The following is a 24,024-nucleotide window of genomic DNA, read 5'->3' on the forward strand; positions in this document are numbered from 1 at the left end:
ACCTTGGGTGATCTGTTCGATACCGGGGCGACCGAGCCTACATCTTCCGCCCATCGCCCGCTGGCTGACCGGTTGCGACCCAAGTCGCTGTCCGAGGTAATCGGACAAGAGCAGGTATTGGGTCCAGACGCGCCGCTTGGGGTGATGCTGGCTTCGGGCAGTTTGTCCAGTCTGGTGTTCTGGGGGCCTCCGGGCGTCGGTAAAACCACTATCGCGCGGCTGCTGGCGCAGGAAACCGATCTGCATTTCGTCCAGATCAGCGCCATTTTCACAGGTGTACCCGACCTGAAGAAAGTGTTCGAGGCGGCCAGGGTTCGCCGGCAGAACGGGCAGGGGACGCTTTTGTTCGTGGATGAAATCCACCGCTTTAACAAAGCTCAGCAGGATGGGTTCTTGCCGCATATGGAGGATGGGACGATCCTGCTGGTTGGGGCAACGACGGAAAACCCGTCTTTTGAGCTAAACGCGGCGCTGCTCAGCCGGGCGCAGGTTCTGGTGCTGGAACGTCTAAGCCTTGCTGATCTGGAACGCCTGACGCAGCGGGCAGAGAAAGAGCTCGATCGCGCATTGCCATTGACTGGCCCTGCCCGCGAGGCACTGCAGGAAATGGCGGATGGCGACGGGCGGGCGCTTTTGAACCTGATTGAACAGATCGCGGCCTGGAAGGTCGATGCGGCCCTCGACCCGGACGCGCTGTCGACACGACTGATGCGCAGGGCGGCGAAATACGACAAATCCGGCGATGAGCATTACAACCTTATCTCAGCCCTTCACAAATCAGTACGGGGGTCTGATCCGGATGCCGCCCTGTACTGGTTTGCAAGAATGCTGACGGGGGGCGAGGACCCAAGGTATCTGGCGCGCCGTATCACCCGGATGGCGGTTGAGGATATAGGTCTGGCCGATCCGCAAGCACAGGCGATCTGCCTGCAGTCATGGCAAACCTATGAGCGGCTTGGCAGCCCCGAGGGTGAGCTCGCTCTGGCGCAGGCGCTTGTTTATCTGGCACTGGCCCCGAAATCGAACGGTGGGTACGTGGGGTACAAGGCAGCGATGCGGCTAGCCAAACAGTCGGGCAGCGAGCCGCCGCCAAAGCATATCCTGAATGCGCCGACCTCGTTGATGAAGGATCAGGGATATGGCGCGGGCTATTCGTATGATCATGATGCCGAAGATGGGTTTTCGGGTCAGAACTTTTTTCCGGACGGGATGGAACGACCCGAGCTCTACCAACCGGTCGAACGCGGATTTGAGCGTGAGTTGAAAAAACGACTGGACTACTTTGCCAAGCTGCGCGCGCAGCGTAACAACTAAGTTCCGCCGCGTAATGGGCGACTGGTGAGGCAAAACGCGTTTCCTTTGGGGCCTGAGTACCCGAGGGAGGAACCGCATGACTGTCTCAATCGAAAAAACCGAAGATGTCTGGACCATCGTCCATGACCGTCCGCAAGCCCGCAACGCTGTAGACACAGAACACGCCAAAGCACTGGTCGCCGCATTTCTGGAGTTTGAACATAGCCCGGCCAAGGTTGCCGTATTCTGGGGCAAGGGTGGTAATTTTTGTGCCGGTTGGGATTTGAAACTGGCGGCCACTCTTGCAGACAGAGAGCTGGGCGAGGCCTATTTTGAAAAACATGCTTTCCCGATCGGGTCTGCGCCCTCGACGCTTGGTCCGATGGGGCCGTCTCGTTTGGAGTTGTCCAAACCGGTGATCGGGGCAATTGAAGGTGCCGCTGTGGCGGGCGGTATGGAGCTTGCCCTGTGGTGCGATATTCGTGTGATGGCGGAAACGGCGTATCTGGGCGTTTATTGCCGCCGCTGGGGGATTACACTGATGGATGGCGGCACGATTCGCTTGCCGCGGCTTGTCGGACAGGGCAAGGCGCTTGAGATCGCCCTGACCGGGCGCAAGGTCGAGGCAGAGGAATGCTATCGCATCGGTCTGGCCGAAAGGGTTGTACCGTATGGTGAGGCTCGGGCGGTTGCCGAGTCTATGGCCCGTGAAATTGCCCGTTTCCCGCAAGCGGCTGTACGGGCCGATCGCCGGTCGATCATCGAGACACGCGGTATGCCGGTACGGGATGCGCTCAAGGTCGAATGGGCCAATGGTCTTGAGGCGATCCGCCGCGAAGGCACGGCCGGGGCGGGTCGTTTCCGCGATGGGGCCGGTCGGCACGGGGATTTCACGAACATCTGACCGCCTTGACTCTTGACCCTTTGCGCGCCACAGACGCGCATGTTTTCTTGGGTACTTACAGACTGGTTGGTCGCGCGGATGGTCCGTGCGGCGCAGGAGATATCGGCATGAGCGGCGTACAGATGATCACCGTGGAAAAAGGTGATGGCGACCAGCGGGTTGACCGCTGGCTGCGCCGTCTGTTTCCCCATGTCAGTCAGGGTCGCATCGAAAAGATGTGCCGCAAGGGCGAGTTGCGGGTTGAAGGTAGTCGCGTCAAGGCCTCGACCCGGCTTGAGGCTGGTCAGGTCGTACGCGTGCCGCCATTGCCTGACGCCGATCACAAGCCCGCCGAGGTCAAAAAGGCTGTGTCAGAGGTCGATGCTAAAATGATTCAGTCCTGCGTGATCTACCGCGATGATCATGTGTTGGCGCTGAATAAACCGCATGGTCTGCCGGTGCAGGGCGGCAGCGGCCAGACGCGCCATGTGGACAGCCTGTCCGAGGCTCTGCGCTTTGGATATGATGAGAACCCCCGCCTCGTGCATCGATTGGACAAGGACACCTCGGGCGTTCTGCTGATGGCGCGTACGCGCGATGCCGCCAAGGGGTTAACCGCAGCTTTCCGACATCGCGACACGCGCAAGATCTACTGGGCGCTGGTGGCCGGGGTGCCGACGCCATACCTAGGTGAGATCAAGACCGGGTTGGTCAAGGCCTCGGGTCACGGTAAGCAAGGTGAGGGCGAAAAGATGATCGCCGTGCATCTGAACGAAATCAACGACACGCCGGGCGCGAAACGGGCGCACACACTCTATGCAACATTGTATCGGGTGGCAGGGCGCGCCTCGTGGGTGGCGATGGAGCCGATCACGGGCCGCACACATCAGTTGCGGGCGCATATGGCAGCGATCGGACATCCGATCATCGGTGACGGGAAATACGGTGGATCGGGGCAAGAGAATCTTGGCGATGGCTGGGGCGCGCAACTTGGCGGGATCATCAGCAAGAAGCTGCACCTGCACGCCCGGCAAGCGTCGTTCCAGCATCCGGTAACCCGCAAGACCATCACCGTCACGGCACCACTGCCAGACCATATGAAACAAAGCTGGGACACCTTCGGATGGACTGAGGATCTGGCGGCCGACGATCCGTTTGAGGACCTGCAATGAGCGCACCTTTGCGTTTGGTGCTGTTCGATGTCGATGGCACGCTGGTCGACAGTCAGGGCAGTATCGTGGCGGCGATGACCGCCAGTTTCGATGCGTTGTCGCTGCCGGTCCCTGAACGAGAGGCGATCTTGTCCATCGTGGGGCTGTCCTTGCCCAACGCCATGGCGCGCTTGGTGCCCGAGTGTACGGATGCCGATCAGCGGCGGCTTGTAGAGGGCTATAAACAGGCCTATCACGCGCAGCGGCTTGAACAGGGTGCCGCCAGTTCACCGCTCTACCCCGGTGCGCGCGATACCATTGAGGCATTGCATGCTGTCCCCGAAATTCTGTTGGGCGTGGCGACTGGAAAATCGCAGCGCGGGCTGGATGCTTTGATTGAGGCACATGGGTTAGAGCGCTATTTTGTGACCCGACAGGTCGCGGACCATCATCCGTCCAAGCCGCATCCTTCGATGATCGACACGGCGCGCGGTGAAACAGGGGTGGGTGTAGCCAACACGGTGATGGTCGGAGACACCAGGTTCGATATGGACATGGCGCGCGCGGCGGGAGTCCCGAGCGTCGGCGTGACATGGGGCTACCACGACAGGTTAGCGCTGGACGGGGCAACCTGTGTAATTGAAACCTTTGACCAGCTGCAAGGGACGCTGGACGCAATTTGGACCTGAAGGCATGAGCGACTGGAAGCCGAAACGATTTTGGACCGAGAGTGCGGTGGTCGACGCCGAAGGAGGCTACACCGTCGAGCTGGACGGTCGCCGTGTCAAAACCCCGGCCAAGGCTGCCTTGATCCTACCGACGCGTTCCATGGCGGAAGAGGTCGCTGCGGAATGGGACGCTCAGCAAGATGTGATTGACCCGACAGCGATGCCGTTCACACGGTCGGCAAATGCCGCGATCGACAAGGTGCGCCACCAACACGCCGAAGTTGCGGATATGCTTGCCGACTATGGCGATTCGGATTTGCTGTGCTACCGCGCAACGCACCCGCAAGAGTTGCAAGAGCGTCAGGCCGAACAGTGGGACCCGGCCCTTGACTGGGCGTCTGACATGCTTTCGGCACGGTTGCGGCCCGTGGTCGGTGTGCTTCATCAGCCGCAATCTGAAACGGCGCTGACCCCGCTAAGGCAGCGTGTTCATGAACTTAACAATTTCCAGCTGGCTGCCTTTCACGATCTTGTCAGCCTGTCTGGGTCGCTGATCCTTGGGTTCGCTGCGGCCCAAAACTGGCGTACCGCGGAAGAAATCTGGCAAATTTCCCGGCTCGACGAGCTTTGGCAGATTGAACAATGGGGCCATGATGACGAGGCGCACGCTGTTTCAGAAACAAAAAGGACTGCGTTTTTGCACGCCAAAAAGTTCTTTGACATCTCGGTTTGATCCCACAAAGCCCAATTTTCCAACGTCGGGCGAGTCATCTTTGAGATGACTCATCGTTTTCCCTGATCCGGCCCTTGACGTTTGTTTATGATTACGCCCAAACTCATGCCCACTAAAGGGGAGACACCTTTGGGGAAACCTTTCCGGCGCCAAAGGTGCTGGACAGAACCGTCCCTGGACCGGGGCGGCAAATCAGGAAGAGGTAAAAATGAAAAAATCCGTAATCTTGTGCGTGGCAACGATCGCCGGCTTGGCTGCTGGCGCAGCTGCGGCAGGGACCGCCGACGATGTCAAAGCACGCGGCAAGCTGAACTGCGGCGTTGCAACCGGTGTACCCGGCTTTGCCAGCCCTGATGCCAACGGCGAGTGGCAGGGCTTTGACGTGGCTGTCTGCCGCGCAGTCGCAGCCGCCGTCCTGGACGATCCGATGGCTGTTGAGTTCATTCCAACTACCGGTAAAACACGCTTTACCGCGCTGGCTTCGGGTGAGATTGACATGCTGGCCCGTAACACCACCTGGACTTTCAGCCGTGACGTCGATCTGAAATTCGAATTCGTCGGCATCAACTACTATGACGGTCAGGGTTTCATGGTTCCCAAGGCTCTGGGCGTGAGCTCGGCCAAGGAACTGGACGGTGCGACCGTCTGCATCCAGACCGGCACCACGACCGAGCTCAACCTGGCGGATTTCTTCCGCATCAACAACATGAGCTACGAGCCGGTTCCGATCGAAACCAACGCCGAAGCGCAGCAGCAGTATCTGGCTGGTGCCTGTGACGTTTACACGACCGACGCATCCGGCCTTGCGGCCACGCGCGCAACGTTTGAAAACTCGGGCGATCACGTGATTCTGCCTGAAATCATCTCGAAAGAGCCGCTGGGCCCGCTGGTCCGTCACGGCGACAACGAGTGGGGCGATGTGGTTCGCTGGACGTTGAACGCACTGATTGCAGCAGAAGAACTGGGCGTGACCTCGGCGAATATCGACGAGATGGCGGCCGGTACCGACAATCCCGAAGTAAACCGCCTGCTGGGGTCCGAAGGCACCCTGGGTGAGATGCTGGGTCTGGACGCAACATGGGCGCAGCGCGCGATCAAAGCCGGTGGTAACTACGGCGAAGTGTTTGCCAAGAACATCGGTGAGGAAACGCCGATCGGTCTGGCACGCGGCCTGAACGCACAGTGGACTGACGGCGGCCTGCTGTACTCGCCACCGTTCCGCTAAAATCCACGGAAAAGGGCGCTGGGTAACCTGCGCCCTTTTTCAAATCAGAATGCTACGGGTGTCGCAAGAGCGGGGAAAACCTCGCCGGACATAAAGCACCCGAAATGCACGGGGACTCCACAATATGTCGACCATGACAGATCCGCCGAAAGCCGATTTTCGGTTGTCGATGCTTATAAACGATACCCGCTATCGGTCTCTTACCTTTCAAGTGATCGCGGCAATCGTTATTGCGCTTTCCATCTGGTATCTTGGGAACAACCTGATCCAGAACCTTCGGGCCGCCGGGCTCAACATCTCTTACGAGTTTCTTGGCGACCCAGCCGGATACGACATTAACCAGCGTCTGGTTGAATATGACAGCCAGTCTTCGCATGCACGCGCTGCTATCGTTGGTTTGCTGAACACGCTTTTGGTGGCGTTTCTTGCGTGTATCACAGCCACGGTTTTTGGCGTTATCGCGGGTGTTCTGCGCCTGTCGAAAAACTGGCTCGTATCCAAATTGATGGCGATCTATGTCGAGATTTTCCGGAACATCCCGGTGTTGATCTGGATCCTCATTATCTTCTTCATCATGACCGCCGTTTTGCCCAGCCCGCGCGCCTTTCGGGGCGAGGATCCGGCGTCCAGCATGGTGCTGGATCTGTTCGCGTTCACCAATCGCGGCGTGTACATTCCGCGTCCGGAGTTTACCAACGGACTGTTCGGCGTAACCTTCCTGAACTGGCTTCTGGTTCTGGTGGTTTTGGTTGGTTCGTGGTTTGCCTCCAGAGAGATTGAGAAACGCGCGACGAAAACACAGGAACTAACAGGTGTACGGCCTAAAACCACGCTTGTGAAACTTGCGGTTTGGCTGGCCCCTTTTGTCATCCTGATGTTCTTGATGGGCCTGACGTGGGATGTTCCAGCATTGCAGGGCTTTAACTTCAGCGGCGGTATCAAGGTCGGTGGTCCGCTGATCGCGCTTTGGTTCGCTCTGTCGATCTATACCGGTGCCTTCATCGCCGAAAACGTTCGGGCTGGTATTCAGGCAATCAGCAAGGGACAGACCGAAGCTGCGGCCGCGCTGGGCTTGCGTCAGGGACGCATCATGAACCTTGTGATCCTGCCCCAAGCTTTGCGGGTTATCATCCCACCGCTGATTTCGCAGTACCTGAACATCACCAAGAACTCGTCGCTGGCGATTGCCGTTGGATATGCGGATATCACCGCAACATTGGGCGGTATCACACTGAACCAGACAGGCCGCGCGATCGAATGCGTTCTGTTGTTGATGTTGTTCTACCTTACGGCGTCGCTGCTGATTTCGATGGGGATGAACATCTACAATGCCTCCGTTAAGTTGAAGGAGCGCTAAGCCATGAGTGATCAAACAACCAACCCTATCGCTTTCGTGGCCGAGGGCACCATCCCACCAGCGCCACCGCCTGCAAATGAAACGGGCATCGTCAAGTGGTTGCGTGAGAATTTGTTCTCGGGCGTTACCAACACCGTTCTGACCGTGTTGTCGCTGCTGCTGATCTACGTGCTTGTAAAGAACACGATGCCATGGATCCTCAACGGTGTGTGGCAAGCAAACTCTCTGTCCGAATGCCGCGAGATTCTCGCCGGTAAGACCGGTGCGTGTTTTGCGGTTCTGACCGAGCGGTGGCCGCAACTGATCTACGGGTTCAAATACCCCGAGGAGGCCTACTGGCGGCCAAATCTGGCTTTTGTACTGATGTTGGTGGCTTTTGCGCCGGTGCTTTTCTTTGATCTGCCGCGTAAGATGCTTCTGTTCACGGCAGTCTATCCCTTCTTGGCTTTCTGGTTGATATGGGGTGGCACCATCCTTGTGCCGCTGGTCGCGCTGATCGGCTGTGTGGGGGCCTCGTTGGTTTTCCGGAAACTGGGCAGCAACAGCTTTGCCGCCGGGTTTTTTGGGGCCATCGTGACTGCGCTGGTCATCTGGAACGTCGGCGGAGCCCTGATACCGGAAGGCGCGTCAGACAACGCTTGGCTCACGGCGGTTCCCAGCCGCGATCTTGGCGGTTTCATGCTGAACATGATGCTGGGTGTGACCTGTGTATCTTTGTCGGTGCCGCTTGGGATCGCTCTTGCTTTGGGTCGCCAATCGAACATGCCGCTGATCAAGTGGGTTTGCGTCATCTTCATCGAGTTTATCCGTGGCGTGCCTCTTATCACGCTACTGTTCGTGGCCTCGGTGATGCTGGCGTATTTCTTCCCGCCTGACAGCACGGTCGACCTGTTCCTGCGGGTTGTGATCATGATCACCATGTTCTCGGCCGCCTATATCGCCGAGGTGATCCGTGGTGGTCTCGCAGCCCTTCCGCGTGGGCAATACGAGGCAGCAGACAGTCTGGGTCTTGATTACCCGCAGGCGATGCAGCTGATCATTCTGCCGCAGGCGTTGAAGATTTCGATCCCCGGTATCGTGAACGTGGCCGTGGGCCTGTTCAAGGACACCACGCTGGTTTCGGTTATCTCCATGTTTGACCTCGTGGGCATGATCCGCGGGCCGATCCTGGCATCGACCCAATGGAACGGCGTCTATTGGGAGCTTCTGGGCTTTGCCGCGCTTCTGTTCTTCGTCGTCTGCTACGGCATCTCTCAATATTCTCAGTGGCTCGAGCGTCGCCTTGCCACAGATCATCGTTAAGGAGTTCAACACATGTCTGAACTTGCAATTGACCGCGAAATCGACCGCTCCAAAATGCAGGTGAGCGACGAGGTCGCCATCGAAATCAACGGTATGAACAAGTGGTACGGGTCTTTCCACGTTCTGCGTGATATCAATCTGACCGTGAACCAAGGCGAGCGGATTGTTATTGCCGGGCCGTCAGGTTCGGGCAAATCCACCCTGATCCGCTGCTTAAACGCGCTGGAGGAACACCAGCAGGGCAGAATCGTTGTGGATGGGACCGAGTTGTCGAATGACCTGAAAAACATCGATAAAATCCGGTCCGAGGTTGGCATGGTGTTCCAGCACTTCAACCTGTTCCCGCATCTGACCATTCTGGAGAACTGCACGCTGGCCCCGATCTGGGTGCGTAAGACGCCCAAGAAAGAGGCCGAAGAGCGCGCGATGCATTTCTTGGAAAAGGTGAAAATCCCTGAACAGGCGGACAAATATCCCGGCCAGCTTTCGGGCGGTCAGCAGCAGCGTGTGGCGATTGCCCGCTCTCTGTGTATGATGCCGCGGATCATGCTGTTCGATGAACCCACATCGGCGCTTGACCCAGAGATGATCAAAGAGGTGCTCGACACCATGATCGAACTGGCCGAGGAAGGCATGACAATGCTCTGTGTGACGCATGAGATGGGTTTTGCCCGTCAGGTCGCTAACCGCGTGATCTTTATGGACGCGGGTCAGATCGTGGAGCAGAATGAACCGGAAGAGTTCTTCAACAACCCGCAAAGCGAACGGACCAAGCTGTTCCTGAGCCAGATTCTGGGCCACTAATTCCGGTAAGATTAGAAAAGAAGGCGGGGTTTTGCCCCGCCTTTTTTCATCCCAAAAGCTCGCGCGGAATGACAAATCCCTGCACCGCACCGCTTTTCCAGCGCACCTTGGCCCAGTCGGTCGTATCGAACCGGATCACGGTCGTTGCGCAGGTCGGGTAATCAAGAAACCGGGGATGATCCGGCTTTTGCCGGACGATACGGTTGGCAAAAGCACCGATACCCGGATTGTGACCCAGCAGAAGCACGGTTTTGCCCGTGGCACCGGACAGCTCGTGTAAAATGTCTTCGGGATCGGCGTGATAGAGTGTGCGGTGAAAGCTTACCTTTTCCGCCCGCAGTTTCATTAGATCCCAAGTTTCGTGTGTGCGGGCCGAGGTTGAACTCAGCACCTCGTCAGGCAACCAGTTGTTAGCACGCAGCCACGCGGCAATCGCCGGGGCCGACTTGCGCCCCCGTTTGTTCAGTGGGCGGTCATGATCGTCCAGGGACAGATCACCCCAGCTGGATTTTGCGTGACGGGTCAGGATCAGCATGCGTGTCATGACGGGTGGAAAGCTCTCATGTGGTGGGCGGATTGTTCCGGATCGCGCCCTGCATTCTTGCTTAGCGGGCAGGACAGCCGCGCAAGGCAACCGCCGGTCATGCAGGTCTGGCCTTCGACCGTGCTCAGATGACTGTGGCAAGCGCCCACGTCATAAAAACTGTGGTTGTTCAGTGCGCCCACCGGACAGGCTTGGGCGCATGGAGCCGCGCAGGTCACACACGGAGAAATACCGGTCACTTGGGGAATTGAAAACTCCTCGGCAAAATGCAGCGCGCCCCGGAAGGAAATCATCATACCTACCGTGTCGTGCACCAGTGCGCCTACGGGGCTACTAAATGTACGGCCAGATTTCAGCGCCCAATCGATAAACGGGGCGTAGGGTGGGCCGCCGAACGGAAAATGCGCCTCGGCCCCGAGATCGCGCGCCAATTCACCGATGACACGCGACGACCACCTGTCTACGGGGTGTGCGCTCAGCCATTCAGGCGCGGATTTCAGCTTTGGCCAAAACGCCCGCCCTGCACCCAGCAGGATCAAGGTCCCGCCTTCCAGTTGCTTTGCCCCTGTCAGCCGTGGATGTAGCGCACCCATGACGATCAGGCCGACGGTCTGTATAGCCTGTTCCACATGGTCGTAGGCAATGGAAGAGGAGGTCGGGTTTGGGCCGGTCATGTCTCCTCCGCTGCGTTGATTAGTCTGGCCGGATCAGCGAACCGGCGCCGTGTTCGGTAAACAGCTCTAACAGTACAGCGTTTGGTGCGCGCCCGTCCAGAATGACCACAGCGCGAACACCGCTGTGCAGCGCGTCCAGCGCCGTTTCCGTCTTTGGGATCATGCCACCTGCGATCGTGCCGTCCATCGTCATTTCACGAATCTGACCCGCCTTAAGCTCGGTCACGACCTCGCCACCTGCGTTCTTCACGCCCGAAACATCCGTCAGCAAAAGCAGCCGGTCTGCTTTGAGCGCGGACGCGATGGCACCAGCAGCGGTATCGCCGTTGATGTTGAAGGTCTCACCATTCTTACCTGCACCGAGGGGGGCGATTACCGGGATTACATCATGCGCGAACAGATCTTGCAGGATCTTCGGGTTCATCTCGGACGGTGCGCCGACGAAACCCAGGGAAGGATCAGCCTGATCGCAGATGATCAGGTTCGCGTCCTTGCCCGACAGGCCCACCGCCGTGCCGCCCTGTCTGTTGATTGCCTGAACGATGCGTTTGTTGACAAGGCCGGACAGTACCATCTCAACCACTTCGACAGTGGCCCTGTCTGTGACGCGTTTGCCGTTTACGAATTCGGACTGGATATTCAACTGGCTCAGCATCGCGTTGATCATCGGCCCGCCGCCATGCACGATCACTGGGTTGACACCCACCTGGCGCATCAGAACCACGTCACGAGCAAAGCTTTCCATCGCTTCGTCGCTGCCCATGGCGTGACCGCCCAGCTTGATGACGACAATCGCCCCATCATAGCGCTGAAGATATGGCAAAGCGCTGTTCAAGGTGGCGGCGGTGGCGATCCAGTCCCGGTTCATTTCTCTTGTCTTCATGGCTGCTGTCCCTCTGGGCTCCCGTGTTAGGGCCTTTGCGGGGTGGTGCCAAGACCGGATAGCGGAAACAACGGCAGAGAACGGGCCGTTTTGCATGCGCAGCCAGGGCTCGGTCAGCTTTTCGTGCGTTTCACGACCGGGATCTTGCTGAGCGGTAGTAGGTCAATCACCCCCACCGCCAGCAAGATCAAACCTACCAGCGGGCAGGCCCGCAACGCCAACAGGGGCAATAGGTAAAACGGCAGGGTTATTCCAGATGTGCGATGATCGAACGAAGGATCGGTATTCCGTCACCTTTTTCGGATGAGGTAAGCACGATTTCCGGAAAAGCGGCGGGATGTTTCGACAGCGCACCACGCACCTGGTCCAGTACCTTTTCACGGTCCTTGGCCTTGACCTTGTCGGCCTTGGTCATCACGCATTGGAAAGTAACAGCGCTGGTATCCAGCAGTTTCATGATTTCGGCGTCGACCGGCTTAACCCCGTGGCGCGAGTCGATCAGGACAAAGGCCCGGCGCAGGGTCTGACGGCCGCTCAGGTACTGTTTCAGCAACCGCTGCCATTTCTCCACCACCTTCACCGGCGCGTTGGCATACCCATAGCCGGGCAGGTCGACCAGATAAAGCTCGGGGCCTTGGGTGAAAAAGTTGATTTCCTGCGTGCGGCCCGGTGTGTTCGAGGCACGCGCCAACCCCTTTGTGCCCGTCAGTGCGTTGATCAGGCTGGATTTACCCACGTTTGACCGGCCTGCAAAGCACACTTCTAATCTGTCTGGCGCAGGCAGGCCGTCCATTGCGACCACGCCTTTGATGAACTCGGACGGGCCCGCGAACAATTTGCGCCCGCGCTCCAATTCCATGTCGTCGGGCTCAGATGCTAGCGGAAAGGGAAGGGTGCTCATATAATCTGTACCTTGTCACCAACCGAGATTTCGCCGCCTTTGACTACTTCGGCATAAACGCCAAAATCCTGATGCCCCCACGTTTCAAGGGCACCAAGGGTGTCGGCATCGCGTTGGCCGGTATCCGGGTTGGCAGTTGTTGCCAGGCAGCGGGTGATACGTTCGCGCACTCGGAATATTGCCTTTCCGATCCGAACGTCGCGCCCTAGCCAGTCGAACTCCTCCCACAGGGGCATTCCGTCAATCCAGATATTGCCGCGCCAGCGATGGATCGATAGGTCCTGTTCCAGTTTTTGTCCAACCGCCCGGTGAGACGCCATATTGCACAGGCTGATCGAAGGGAAATCGCTGTCGGTCATCCCGCGTCCCGGCACTCGAATAATCCGGGCCGAGGCTGCCCGGTCTGCCGGCATCAAGGGTTTGACCCACTCCAGAAAAACTTGTGGCTGACTGTCAGGGGCAAACGTCAAATCCGGACGATCCGGGTGAGACAGTGTCACTCGTTCTCCGTCCACGCTTGCCGAGATCGCCATCAACTGCGGTGCCTTCGCGCAACGACTGAAATTGGCGCACGGGGCCCAGTCCGAACCGTCTGCCGTGGATGCCTCATGCGCGACGGCCCAAACACGATCTCCGGGCATCGTTTGCCCGGAAATCATGTTTACGGTTTTCACGGCCTCGCGACCATGGCTTTTAATCGGGTGCCGCCAAATTTGGGTTACCTCACCCGTCATTTATCATCCGCTTTTGACGACCGCTTGAAGCTGGACTTGATGTTGCCAAACACGTCCGGCTTGTAGCCCTGGCTGCGCATGATCAGGTATTGCTGGGTGAACGTTATGGTGTTGTTCGCGATCCAGTATACCACCAATCCGCTGGCAAAGCCGCCCAGCATGAACATGAACACCCACGGCATCCACGCAAAGATCATTGCCTGCGTCGCGTCGGTTGGTGCCGGGTTCAGCTTTTGCTGAAGCCACATCGAAATGCCCAGCAACAGCGGCAGGATACCAATGAAGATCAGCGCCATCAGGCTTTCAGGTTGCGGACCAGCCCAGGGTAGCAGCCCAAAGAAATTCATGATCGAGGTCGGGTCGGGTGCGCTCAGGTCCTGGAATGGCCCGAACCAAGGCGCCTGACGCAGTTCGATCGTGACAAAGATCACCTTGTACAGTGAGAAGAAGATCGGAATCTGCAGAAGGATCGGCAGACAGCCCGCAGCCGGGTTCACTTTCTCCTTTTTGTACAGTTCCATCATGCCTTGTTGCATCTTCTGACGATCATCGCCAGCGGCCTCTTTCAGGGCCTCCATCTGCGGTTGGAGCTCTTTCATCTTCGCCATCGAGACGTAGGATTTGAACGCCAGCGGGAACAGAATCGCCTTGATAATCAGCGTCAGGCCGATGATGGACCAGCCCATATTGCCGATCAGAACATTGATGTTGTGCAGCAGCCAGAAGATCGGCTTGGTCAGGAAGAAGAACCAGCCCCAGTCGATGCTGTCGATGAACTTGTACACACCTTGTGCCTGATATTCGCGGATGGTCTGCCATTCTTTGGCTCCGGCGAATAGCTGCGTAGTGACCTCTTCCGTGGCACCAGGAGCGACGGTCAGGGTCGGCAGAACGGTTTCGGTCTGATAGATATTCCGACGCGGGTCAAACTTTGCGGCTGCCTTGAATGCGGTTCCCGGCTCGGGGATCAGCGTGGTCATCCAGAAGTGGTCGGTGAAACCGATCCACCCATCCTCTTTGATCTGGAACACCTCGGCCTGCGCACGCTCATTCGGGTCGATATCGAAATCTCGCACATCGCCATAGTCGATCTCAGTCAAGGTGCCATCCGCCATGCCGATCACGCCTTCATGCAGAATGAAGAAGTTTTTCAGACCGGGCAGGTCCCCATCTTCACCGATGCCGTGGCGGGCGAGGATGCCGTAAGGTGCCATGCCGACCTCGGTCGCCGAGTTGTTTTCGACCGATTGAGTGACCGTAAACATATAATCTTCATCCACCGAGATCATGCGGCGGAAGGTCAAACCCTTTTCGTTGTCCCATCTCAGGGTGATTGGCGTGTCGACGCTCAGCGCTTCACCCTCTTCCACGGTCCACAGCGTGTTTGGGCCGGGTACGTCCGCGCCACCAACACCAGCACCAGGTGCCCAGCCGTAGAGGGCGTAATAGGCCGATTCCGAACCGACCGGATACAGCAGCTCAACAATTGGTGCGCCATCGTCGATGGAAACCTTGTAGTCTTTCAGGAACAGCTCATCGATCCGGCCACCCGACAGCGACAGGCTGCCTTTCAGACGGGGGGTGTCGATCTCAACGCGCGGGGCCTGCTCATCGGGCAGGGTCTCTTCGGTGGCAGTCGTCGCCTCACCAACAGTGCCAGTGCCCGCGGCGCTGGGTGTTTGAACCTCATTGCCCTCAACTGTGGCAATCTCGGTCTCGTTGGGTGTGGGTGTTGGTTCCGGAGGGGGGAACAGCACGAACCAAACAAGGATCACGAGAAAGCTGAGCGCGGTTGCAAGGATAAGATTCTTGTTCTGATCGTCCATCGGGGACAGCCACCTTAAGCAGTGAAACACACTCGGTGGGTTCAACAGAGTGCAGGCCCAAAGGTCAAGCGAATTCGCCCGACATTTCGTCACGGTTTGCGTTTCTATGCCTTAAATTCACGATTAATGGCCAGTCTTTCGCTCAATCCTTGGCATTGCGGTGATCTTGCTTTGATACTCCACAATCCAGCCAAATGTGTTCTCGAACGGCATTGGCTTGCCAATGCCGAAGCCCTGAACATGGTTGCAGCCCAATTGCGCCATCAAGGCGTGCTCACCGCGGGTCTCGACCCCTTCGGCCAGCGTTTCTACGTTCAACCGCTCAGCCATCGTCAGGATGGCGCTGACAAGTTGTTGCTGGCTGGCGTCGCGATCCGCTTTTGCAACAAAGGATCGGTCAATTTTGATGCGCCTGACGTCAAAGCGCTTGATCGACGCGATCGACGCATGCCCTGTGCCAAAGTCGTCCAGATCAATGCAGCACCCAAGCTTGGCCATACCAGTCACATTACGCGTGATTACATCGTCTGGCCTGCGGGAAAAAACGGTTTCCAAGATCTCAACAGCCAGCCGATCCGGCGTCAGGTCATTCTGGTCCAATTCCCATTTCAGACGATCTATCAGCGCAGGATCGCGCAACTCGTCTGATGAAAAATTCACGCCAATTCTTGGAATTGCAATCCCTGCACGGTCCCAATCGCGCATGGCGGCAAAGGCATGGCGCCGCATCGTCTGGCCGAATTTTACCATAAGTTCGGCCTGCTCAGCAAAAGGTAGGAAAACCTGAGGCCCTAAAATTCCCTTTTGCGGGTGTTCCCAGCGTGCCAGCGCCTCAAACCCCGTGACTTGCCCGGTATCGGTTGAGACCTGAGGTTGAAACCACGGACGGATTTCACCATTGTCCAGTGCCGCCTCTAACTCTCTGCGCAGATTGGCCCGCAGACGCGACCTACGCTGCGTTTCGCTTGAAAATGCACGAATGGTCGAAGGCCCGTTGCGTTGTGCCTCGCTTAAAGCGGCTGAGGCAGCGTCGATCCATTCTTCGTACCGGTCCCCGGCCACGCTGGACACAAGGCAAAATCCGATCGAACAAGATGCGTAAACTCCAGCGCCGTTCAGCGCAAAAGGCTCTTCCACAACGGCCTGAATGCGCCCGGCCATCTGGATGCAGGCTTCAAGGTCCAAGCTGTGAGAGGGGTGCAAACCGATTGCAATCTTGTTGGGCTCCAGCCTGGTGGCTACGTCTTGCGAGCGGATAACGGTAAGAATGCGGCTACTGAATTGATCGGCCAGGTGATTTGCGGCTGAGTTTCCGTGGTGGTCCAGAAAGTCAGAATAATCGTCCAGCGCAACAAGGACGCAGGCTGACTCTGATCCGCTGGACGTTGCGGTATCAAAAAAACCTTCCAACTCGGCGGCAAAACTGTCGATGGCCAACAATCCACCCATAAGGCGGGGGCGCTTTTTCTGCTTGCTGGTCCTAGAGTCAAACGCAGCAGCACCAATACAAATCAGCGGTAGGCCAAGCGCAACGACCACCAGCGCCCGTTCGCCCCCCAGCCAAAACGCCGCAAGGCTTATGGCGGGCAGAAACGCCAACGCGGCGGGGCTGTTAAGCATGGAAGCAAGCGCAGTGATATAGCGTTCGAGCTTGATATGTTTCCACATCGGTTTTCCGGGCCTTTACGTTGGGCATAGAACGTCTGTAGCCACCGTAGAAAACCAATCTGAGCGAGACGTTAACGCAGCTGGGGAATTTCGCCCGAATTTTCGTCTCTTTTGCATGGGTTTAGCGCCAGATTGGCAAAGTCGAACAGTTTCGGATCCAGCAGGTGCGAGGGCCGTGCGTTGGTGAGCGCCCGGAACATCACCTGCCGCCGACCGGGGCTGTTCTTTTCCCACTGATCCAGTATTTGTTTGACCTGCTGGCGTTGCAGCCCATCCTGGCTGCCGCAAAGATCGCAAGGGATGATCGGATAATTCATCGAAATGGCGAATTTCTCGCAATCGGCCTCGGCTACATGGGCCAGTGGGCGGAACACGAACAGATCGCCTTCTTCGTTTACCAGTTTTGGCGGCATCGTTGCCAAACGCCCGCCATGGAACAGGTTCATGAAAAAGGTCTCGAGGATGTCATCGCGATGGTGACCAAGTACCACGGCCGAGCACCCCTCTTCACGTGCGACACGGTACAGATTGCCTCGGCGCAGACGTGAGCACAGCGCGCAATAGGTGCGGCCCTGCGGAACCTTGTCTACAACTACGGAATAGGTGTCCTGGTATTCGATCCGGTGCGGCACATTCATGCGTTCCAGGAACTCGGGCAGGACGGTTGCCGGAAATCCGGGCTGGCCCTGGTCCAGGTTGCAGGCCAGCAGGTCGACAGGCAGTAGTCCGCGCCACTTCAGTTCGTAGAGGACCGCAAGCAGGGTGTAGCTGTCTTTGCCACCGGACAGGCAGACCAGCCAGCGGGGTGGTTTGCCATCTTTTTCGTGGGCGGACGGGTCCACCATGCCGTAATGCTCGATGGCTTCGCGGGTCTGGCGTATGATGCGTTTGCGCAGCTTCTTGAACTCGGTGGTCGAGGGCGCGCCAGCAAAAAGCGGGTGGATATCGTCAGCGTCGTCAAACATGCGCAGCCCCTACAGCAGTTGGTGCGACCGGGCAAGTGTGGCGTTAGCCTAACCGCCCTAGCAGAGCGTCCGTGTCCAGCCCGGCCACCGATCCGGGAATGCGCCCGCTGTGGCCTGAAAGGCGGGTGGCGATGAAACCATCTGCGACCGCGTCAGGGCCGTTTTGCAGAAGTTGAGAGGCGGTTAGCAACAAAGCAGTGCGTTCAGCGAACCAGCGCGCCTCGGCCTCAGCCGGAAGGGCAGGCCAGCGCTCACGATGCGCCCTCAGCGCGGCGTCATATGCGCGATCTGCGCCCTTTGCGGCATTCAGCTCGGCCCCCAGCACTTCCGCGGCCAAAGGCTCGCGCGACAGGGTTCGAAGGATATCAAGGCAGATCACGTTGCCTGACCCTTCCCATATTCCGTTCAGCGGAGCCTCTCTGTAAAGAAGAGGCAGGGGCGTGTCCTCGACATACCCCATGCCGCCCAACACCTCCAAAGCTTCTGCTACAACCACAGGGCAGCGTTTTGTGTTCAGAAACTTAGCCAGCGCAACACTAATCCGGGCGAAAGCTCGGTCTTCGGCGGTATGGCCATCGAAAGACCGCGCCACGCGCATCCCCAGCGTCAGAGCACCCTCCCAATCCAGCACCAAGTCAGCCAGAACCGCACGCATAAGGGGCTGGTCCAGCAACCGGCGTTGGAAGGCGGTCCGATGCGTCACCCAGTGATGCGCCTCGGACAGAGCGGCGCGCATCAGGCCAGCCGGAGCCATTGCCGTGTCAAGCCGCGTGTGATGCACCATTTCCAGGATGGTACGGACCCCTGCGCCTTCCTCGCCCATTTGGTAAGCCAATGCGTCGTGATATTCGATTTCCGCCGAAGCGTTGGATTTGTTGCCCAGCTTGTCTTTCAGGCGCATTAGATGGATTGCGTTGCGCTCACCCTCCAACCACCGGGGGACGAGGAAACAGGTCAATCCCCCCCGAGCTTGCGCCAATGTCAGGAAGCCGTCCGACATCGGGGCCGAACAGAACCACTTATGCCCGCGCAACCTCCAGTGATCGCCATCCCTCAGGGCGCGCGTTGTATTCGCGCGCACGTCCGACCCGCCCTGTTTTTCGGTCATTGCCATTCCCAAAGTAGCGCCGGTCTTTTCACCGATGGGCTTTGTCGCGGGATCATACTGGGGCGACATCAGCTTTGGGTGCCAAGCCGACGCTATATCACTATGGGCGGCGATTGTGGGGATCGCGGCGTAGGTCATGGTCAGCGGGCAACAATGGCCGGGTTCGATCTGGCTGGCGATGTAGACCATGGCCGCGTGGGTCGCATGGCCGCCCGGCTCTCCGTCCCACGGCAGGGTGGCGTAGCCTGCGGATCGGGACAGGCGCATCATGTGATGATAGGCGGGGTGAAACTGCACCTCGTCCAATCGCCGACCACCGGGATCGAATTGTTTCAGCTCTGGCGGATGACGGTTGGCTTCGCGGCCAAGCTCTCGCACCTCAGCTTGACCAATAGTTTGTGCGTAAGAAATCAGCGGGTCAGTGCGTCCCCCGGCCAATCCAACATTCGCTTGCAGCACCGGGTCTGTGGCCCACAGGTCCTGATCCCCGCGTGCAGGTGGTTGGTTCAGAACGTCATGGGTGGGCAGAGAGTGGCGCACGTCAGATGTCATCAGGACCTCGGGCAGTTCGGGTCCAAGTGTTCAGCGGAGGGTGCCGCCGGTCAAGCCTGACTAGGGGTCACGCAGGATCGTCTTTGCGATCCGGAACCGGGTCGTACCCATCACCACCCCAAGGATGGCAGCGCCCGATCCGCCGGGCGGCCAGCCACGCGCCTTTTACGGCGCCGTGTTTCTCTAACGCCTCCAGTGCATAGGCTGAGCATGTGGGCTGATACCGGCAATTGAAGCCGACCCAAGGGCTGAACACCAACCGATACGCCCGCACTGGCAGGGCAAAAACACGTGCAAGCAGAGTCATGTTCCGGCACCGTGGATTTTACGCAGGGCATATCGCAAATCTGCAAGCATCAGGTCGAACGGACGTGTGGCGGTTACCTCGGCCCGGCCAATCAGTACGTAATCCCACCCGTCCTGGCCGTTGACGGGCAGAACAGCCCGCGCGGCCTCGCGCAGCCTGCGCTTGGCGCGGTTGCGGGCGACTGCATTTCCAACCTTTTTGGAACAGGTGAAGCCAACGCGAATTCCGTTCGCCTCATCGGGCGCACGTTTGCGGGCCTGTACCATCATCGAGGATGTGCCCTGTCTGCACGCGCGCGCGGCTTTCAGGAAATCAGACCGTTTCCTGAGCACAGTCAAGGGTTCGGGTGCGCAAACGGACGCCGCCGGGGGCATATCCCCGGGCTGGTTTTTACCATCCACAGGGGCCTCCGGCGGCGTCATGTTCATAACCTGATCGGTGGGCGGTTTACGCGCTCAGCGATTTACGACCGCGGGCGCGGCGTGCATTCAGGATTTTGCGGCCGGCCTTGGTGGCCATGCGTGCACGGAAACCGTGGCGGCGTTTGCGAACCAGGTTCGAAGGCTGATAGGTGCGTTTCATCGCTCCGTCTCCAATCTATGCGGTCGGGTGCAGCGCGGATTCGCCTGCCCGTGGTGTTCGAAGCCCGTCCTCTACTGGGTAGCGGGGGCTAAGTCAAACCCCTAGGTGGGGGTTTTGGCGCCTTTTGCAACAATTCTGTAACCACACCCCGCAAAAGGTTTCAAAACGTGGGGTTTAGGGCTCAATACCGTCACTTTAAGGGTCGCAGACATCAAGGCGGCGTGAAGTCCCTGTTGCTTGGCCCCTCGACGTCGCATGTTGTGTTCTAATGAAACGCAAAAAACCGGACAGTTCCATGAGCGATATTACCCAGGCCCGACGCAGCGGGCTTGCGCGACACATTCCTTTGCTGGTGATTCTCACCGTTGCCACGGTGGGCTTTTTCACGCTTGGCGATTACCTGACCTTTGAGACGCTGCGCGACAACCGCGAGGCGCTGTTGGTTTGGCGTGATACGCATTTTTGGTTGCTGGCCGCTGGTTTCGTCTCTGTCTACATCCTGATTGTCGCCTTTTCGCTGCCAGGCGCGGCCGTGGCCTCGATGACCGGCGGGTTCCTGTTCGGCTTGTTTTCAGGGACCGTCTTCAACGTTTTCGCCGCCACGATAGGTGCGTCTGCAATCTTTTTGGCGGCGCGTTGGGGCTTGGGTGAAACGCTGACAGCACGGCTGGAATCCTCGGAGGGTACGATCAAGAAACTCAAGGACGGCCTGCGTGAGAACGAAATCCCGGTTCTGTTTCTGTTGCGCCTTGTTCCCGTTGTGCCATTTTTCGTGGCCAACCTTGTGCCGGCGCTGGTTGGCGTGAAGTTCCGCAACTTTCTGATCACCACGGCGCTGGGCATTATTCCTGGTGGCATCGTCTACACCTGGATCGGTGTGGGGTTGGGTGGCGTGTTCGACCGGGGCGAAACACCGGATGTCTCGCTGTTGTGGGAGCCGTTTGTAATTGGTCCCATTCTGGGTCTGTGTGCGCTGGCCGCGTTACCGATTGTCATCAAAACTCTGCGCGGCAAAAAGGACGTCTGATTTCATGAAAGAACTGAAAACGGATATCCTGGTGATCGGGGCTGGGTCGGGCGGTTTGTCCGTGGCCGCAGGTGCCAGCCAGATGGGCGCGAAGGTCGTCCTGCTGGAAGGTCACAAGATGGGCGGCGATTGCCTGAACTTCGGCTGTGTGCCGTCCAAGGCATTGATCGCCAGTGGCAAAGCGGCCCATGGTCAGGCGAACGCCTCTGCACTTGGCGTTGCAGATGTTGTCCCGCAGGTGGATTATGCGGCCGCTAAAGATCACGTTCATGACGTGATCGCCCAGATTGAGCCGATGGACAGCCAGGAACGGTTTGAGGGGTTCGGTGTCACGGTGATCCGTGAGTATGGCAGCTTTGTCTCCCGAACACAGGTACAGGCTGGTGATCAACTGATTACGGCACGCAGGATTGTCATTGCCACGGGATCCTCGCCTTTGGTGCCGCCGATTCCGGGGCTGGAGCAGGTTCCATACTTCACCAATGAGACGATCTTTGATCTGCGCGAAAGGCCTGAGCACCTTTTGATTATCGGTGGTGGTCCAATCGGCATGGAAATGGCACAGGCGCATATCCGTCTTGGATGTGACGTGACCGTGATTGAAGGCCAGCAAGCGCTGGGCAAGGACGACCCCGAGGCAGCTGCTGTTGTGCTGGATACTCTTCGTGCCGAGGGCGTGGCCATTCATGAAAATGCGACGGTCGCACAGATCCGCGACAACAAGGGCGTGATTGAAGTTGTGACCGAGAACGGAGAAGTATTTTCGGGTTCACATCTGTTGCTGGCGGCAGGGCGCAAGGCCAACATCGACCGCTTGAATCTTGAGGTCGCAGGGATCGAACCAACCCGCACCGGAATAAAGGTTGATGCGTCGCTGCGCTCCACGAACCCGAAAGTCTATGCTATCGGAGATGTCGCGGGTGGCGTGCAATTCACCCATGTGGCGGGCTATCACGCCGGAGTCATCATCCGCTCGGCCCTGTTTGGCCTGCCGTCAAAGGTCAAAACGGCGCATATTCCATGGGCCACCTATACCGACCCGGAACTGGCGCAGGTCGGACTGACCGAAGCACTGGCCCGTGACCAACATGGCGACAAGGTCGAGATTGCGCGCTTTGACTATCACCACAACGACCGCGCGATCTCGGAGCGCAAGACTAAAGGTTTTATCAAGGTCATGGTCATAAAGGGCCGCCCGGTGGGTGCCACGATTGTGGGCCATCAGGCCGGAGAGTTGATCAACTTGTGGTCGTTGGCTTTGGCAAATAACCTCAAAATGGGGCAGATCGCCGCAATGGTTTCGCCCTATCCAACGATCGGAGAGCTTAACAAACGCGTCGCGGGAGCCTATTTCACGCCAAGGCTGTTTGAGAATCAGACAGTTAAACGCGTGGTCGGGTTTATCCAACGCTGGATGCCCTGATCGGAAAGGGGGCGCAATTTGAACTCGCTGTCGGGCCGATTTCTGATCCTGACCACGGTCTTCGTAATGTTGGCCGAAGTCCTGATTTTTGTACCCTCAATTGCGCGGTTCCGCGAAGATTTCCTGCTCAATCGGCTTGAGCGCGCCCAGATCGCTTCATTGGCCTTGCTGGCCGACGACATGCTGGCACAAGACCTTGAGGCCGAGCTTTTGGCCAATGCCGGTGTTTACAATGTCGTGCTGCGGCGCGACGAGGTGCGTCAGCTGATGCTGTCCTCACCCATTCCCGAGCCAATCGCCCATACCTACGACCTGCGCGATGCCGGGCCGTGGATTCTGATCAAGGATGCTCTTTCGCGCTTGTTCACCCCGGAAAACGAAGTCATTCGGGTTATTGGTGAGCCGGTAAAAGATGCAGGTCTGTTGATCGAAGTCACCATAGACAGCATGCCGCTGCGTGCCGCGATGACCGACTATGGGCTACGCATTCTGGGCCTGTCGTTTGTCATCTCGATTATCACCGCGTTTTTCCTGTTTCTCGCCGTTCGTGTCGTTCTGGTTAAGCCGATTAAAAGCGTTGTGGGCTACATGCAGCGATATGCGGGCGCACCAGAGGACGCGCGCGGTATCATCTCACCCAATTCTAAGGTGACCGAACTGCGTGAGGCTGAAGAGGCGCTTCAGAAACTTCAGACAGAACTGACCCAAGCCCTGAAACAGCGTGAACGTCTGGCGCAACTGGGGGGTGCGGTCGCCAAGGTCAGCCATGATCTCCGAAATATCCTGACCTCGGCGCAGTTGTTCACTGACCGGATCGAAACCAGTGACGACCCCTTGGTGCGACGAATGGCGCCGAAACTGGTGAATTCGATCACGCGGGCTGTGTCCCTGTGCGAAAGTACGCTGGCCTTTGGCCGCGCCGAAGAACCCGCACCCACCCTGACAATGGTGCCCCTGCGCGATGTGGCCGAAGACGTGGTGTCCAGCGAGAAGCTCGCCATCGGCGATGCCTGCGTCGAGATTGTCAACGACGTGCCAAAGGACCTTGTGGCGCGCGCGGACCCAGAGCAGATTTTCCGCGTCATAATGAATTTGGTGAGAAACGCCTTTCAAGCGCTGGCTGCGTCCGGAAAACCCGGAAAAATTACGATTACCGGCTATGCGGGTGAAAGTGACTGGTGCATCGAAATCAAGGATAACGGCCCCGGCTTGCCACCCAAAGCGCGTGAAAACCTGTTCACACCGTTTCAGGGCGGGGTCCGTAAAGGAGGATCGGGTCTTGGTCTTGCTATCTCGCAAGAGCTGGTGCGCGGACATGGCGGCAATCTGGTTTTGAAAGAGACAGGCCCTGAGGGAACCACCTTTGAATTTCGGCTGCCTCGGGGTGACGTGACTTTTTAGACTTTTTTTGAAG

At 58.1% G+C, this 24,024-nt stretch carries 24 protein-coding genes; 12 read left to right on the forward strand and 12 right to left on the reverse strand.

The genetic code is table 11. From position 1 onward, the window contains the following. The first annotated feature begins 3 nt into the window (after nt 1–3). From LCM21_RS19755 to LCM21_RS19795, 9 genes are all read left to right on the forward strand, one after another. Nucleotides 4–1,314, forward strand: coding sequence for a replication-associated recombination protein A (locus LCM21_RS19755; protein WP_224892105.1), 1,311 nt, complete (start codon nt 4–6; stop codon nt 1,312–1,314). Between the two features lie 76 nt (nt 1,315–1,390). Then, nucleotides 1,391–2,197 carry a crotonase/enoyl-CoA hydratase family protein gene (locus LCM21_RS19760; protein WP_224892106.1) on the forward strand — a complete coding sequence of 269 codons (807 nt, stop codon included), beginning with the start codon at nt 1,391–1,393 and terminating at the stop codon, nt 2,195–2,197. Nucleotides 2,198–2,304: 107 nt separating this feature from the next. After that, nucleotides 2,305–3,348: an RluA family pseudouridine synthase gene (locus LCM21_RS19765; protein WP_224892107.1), complete on the forward strand. Its 1,044-nt coding sequence runs from the start codon at nt 2,305–2,307 to the stop codon at nt 3,346–3,348. Further along, nucleotides 3,345–4,016 carry an HAD-IA family hydrolase gene (locus tag LCM21_RS19770; protein WP_224892108.1) on the forward strand — a complete coding sequence of 224 codons (672 nt, stop codon included), beginning with the start codon at nt 3,345–3,347 and terminating at the stop codon, nt 4,014–4,016. The genes LCM21_RS19765 and LCM21_RS19770 overlap by 4 nt, the downstream gene beginning before the upstream one ends. 4 nt (nt 4,017–4,020) lie before the next feature. Beyond that, nucleotides 4,021–4,728 (forward strand): ATP12 family chaperone protein, encoded by a 708-nt coding sequence (locus LCM21_RS19775; protein ID WP_224892109.1) that lies wholly within the window; start codon nt 4,021–4,023, stop codon nt 4,726–4,728. Nucleotides 4,729–4,936: 208 nt separating this feature from the next. Continuing rightward, the gene (locus LCM21_RS19780; RefSeq protein ID WP_224892110.1) at nt 4,937–5,953 is read left to right on the forward strand and encodes an amino acid ABC transporter substrate-binding protein; all 1,017 of its coding nucleotides are present in this window, start codon (nt 4,937–4,939) and stop codon (nt 5,951–5,953) included. A gap of 124 nt (nt 5,954–6,077) precedes the next feature. Then, on the forward strand, nt 6,078–7,310 hold the full coding sequence (locus LCM21_RS19785) for an amino acid ABC transporter permease (RefSeq protein ID WP_224892111.1): 1,233 nt from the start codon (nt 6,078–6,080) through the stop codon (nt 7,308–7,310). A gap of 3 nt (nt 7,311–7,313) precedes the next feature. Beyond that, a complete protein-coding gene (locus tag LCM21_RS19790) occupies nt 7,314–8,612 on the forward strand; it encodes an amino acid ABC transporter permease (RefSeq protein WP_224892112.1) in 1,299 nt (432 codons plus the stop codon). Nucleotides 8,613–8,624: 12 nt separating this feature from the next. Next, the gene (locus LCM21_RS19795; RefSeq protein WP_068340703.1) at nt 8,625–9,416 is read left to right on the forward strand and encodes an amino acid ABC transporter ATP-binding protein; all 792 of its coding nucleotides are present in this window, start codon (nt 8,625–8,627) and stop codon (nt 9,414–9,416) included. A gap of 46 nt (nt 9,417–9,462) precedes the next feature. Here the strand turns inward: LCM21_RS19795 and LCM21_RS19800 are convergent, their stop codons facing one another. The 12 genes from LCM21_RS19800 to rpmH all read right to left on the reverse strand — a co-directional run bounded on the left by LCM21_RS19800 (nt 9,463) and on the right by rpmH (nt 20,160). Next, the gene (locus LCM21_RS19800) at nt 9,463–9,960 is read right to left on the reverse strand and encodes a SixA phosphatase family protein (RefSeq protein ID WP_224892113.1); all 498 of its coding nucleotides are present in this window, start codon (nt 9,958–9,960) and stop codon (nt 9,463–9,465) included. Further along, nucleotides 9,957–10,634: a ferredoxin gene (locus LCM21_RS19805; protein WP_224892114.1), complete on the reverse strand. Its 678-nt coding sequence runs from the start codon at nt 10,632–10,634 to the stop codon at nt 9,957–9,959. The genes LCM21_RS19800 and LCM21_RS19805 overlap by 4 nt, the downstream gene beginning before the upstream one ends. 19 nt (nt 10,635–10,653) lie before the next feature. Then, nucleotides 10,654–11,517 (reverse strand): acetylglutamate kinase, encoded by an 864-nt coding sequence (argB, locus tag LCM21_RS19810; RefSeq protein ID WP_068340700.1) that lies wholly within the window; start codon nt 11,515–11,517, stop codon nt 10,654–10,656. Nucleotides 11,518–11,764: 247 nt separating this feature from the next. After that, nucleotides 11,765–12,418 carry a ribosome biogenesis GTP-binding protein YihA/YsxC gene (gene yihA / locus LCM21_RS19815; RefSeq protein WP_068340699.1) on the reverse strand — a complete coding sequence of 218 codons (654 nt, stop codon included), beginning with the start codon at nt 12,416–12,418 and terminating at the stop codon, nt 11,765–11,767. Next, the gene (locus tag LCM21_RS19820; RefSeq protein ID WP_224892115.1) at nt 12,415–13,152 is read right to left on the reverse strand and encodes an MOSC domain-containing protein; all 738 of its coding nucleotides are present in this window, start codon (nt 13,150–13,152) and stop codon (nt 12,415–12,417) included. The genes yihA and LCM21_RS19820 overlap by 4 nt, the downstream gene beginning before the upstream one ends. Continuing rightward, entirely contained in the window at nt 13,149–14,978 is a 1,830-nt protein-coding gene (gene yidC, locus LCM21_RS19825) for a membrane protein insertase YidC (RefSeq protein ID WP_224892116.1), read from the reverse strand. The genes LCM21_RS19820 and yidC overlap by 4 nt, the downstream gene beginning before the upstream one ends. 123 nt (nt 14,979–15,101) lie before the next feature. Continuing rightward, nucleotides 15,102–16,646: a putative bifunctional diguanylate cyclase/phosphodiesterase gene (locus LCM21_RS19830; RefSeq protein ID WP_224892117.1), complete on the reverse strand. Its 1,545-nt coding sequence runs from the start codon at nt 16,644–16,646 to the stop codon at nt 15,102–15,104. A gap of 71 nt (nt 16,647–16,717) precedes the next feature. Beyond that, the gene (gene ttcA, locus LCM21_RS19835) at nt 16,718–17,611 is read right to left on the reverse strand and encodes a tRNA 2-thiocytidine(32) synthetase TtcA (RefSeq protein ID WP_224892118.1); all 894 of its coding nucleotides are present in this window, start codon (nt 17,609–17,611) and stop codon (nt 16,718–16,720) included. 43 nt (nt 17,612–17,654) lie between these two features. After that, nucleotides 17,655–19,271, reverse strand: a complete 1,617-nt coding sequence (locus LCM21_RS19840; protein WP_224892119.1) for an acyl-CoA dehydrogenase family protein — start codon at nt 19,269–19,271, stop codon at nt 17,655–17,657. Between the two features lie 67 nt (nt 19,272–19,338). Beyond that, a complete protein-coding gene (yidD, locus tag LCM21_RS19845) occupies nt 19,339–19,578 on the reverse strand; it encodes a membrane protein insertion efficiency factor YidD (RefSeq protein WP_224892120.1) in 240 nt (79 codons plus the stop codon). Next, nucleotides 19,575–20,000, reverse strand: coding sequence for a ribonuclease P protein component (gene rnpA, locus LCM21_RS19850; protein WP_224892121.1), 426 nt, complete (start codon nt 19,998–20,000; stop codon nt 19,575–19,577). The genes yidD and rnpA overlap by 4 nt, the downstream gene beginning before the upstream one ends. 25 nt (nt 20,001–20,025) lie before the next feature. Further along, nucleotides 20,026–20,160 (reverse strand): 50S ribosomal protein L34, encoded by a 135-nt coding sequence (gene rpmH / locus LCM21_RS19855; RefSeq protein WP_005980833.1) that lies wholly within the window; start codon nt 20,158–20,160, stop codon nt 20,026–20,028. 295 nt (nt 20,161–20,455) lie between these two features. Here rpmH and LCM21_RS19860 point away from each other — a divergent pair, with 295 nt between their 5' ends. From LCM21_RS19860 to LCM21_RS19870, 3 genes are read left to right on the forward strand one after another with little or no spacing between them, the layout of a single operon-like run. After that, nucleotides 20,456–21,187, forward strand: coding sequence for a TVP38/TMEM64 family protein (locus LCM21_RS19860; RefSeq protein WP_224892122.1), 732 nt, complete (start codon nt 20,456–20,458; stop codon nt 21,185–21,187). 4 nt (nt 21,188–21,191) lie between these two features. After that, nucleotides 21,192–22,610 carry a dihydrolipoyl dehydrogenase family protein gene (locus LCM21_RS19865; protein ID WP_224892123.1) on the forward strand — a complete coding sequence of 473 codons (1,419 nt, stop codon included), beginning with the start codon at nt 21,192–21,194 and terminating at the stop codon, nt 22,608–22,610. Between the two features lie 18 nt (nt 22,611–22,628). Beyond that, the gene (locus tag LCM21_RS19870) at nt 22,629–24,011 is read left to right on the forward strand and encodes a sensor histidine kinase (RefSeq protein ID WP_224892124.1); all 1,383 of its coding nucleotides are present in this window, start codon (nt 22,629–22,631) and stop codon (nt 24,009–24,011) included. Nucleotides 24,012–24,024 lie beyond the last annotated feature (13 nt).

The organism is Ruegeria profundi, from assembly GCF_020171505.1.
Taxonomy (GTDB): Bacteria; Pseudomonadota; Alphaproteobacteria; order Rhodobacterales; family Rhodobacteraceae; genus Ruegeria; species Ruegeria profundi.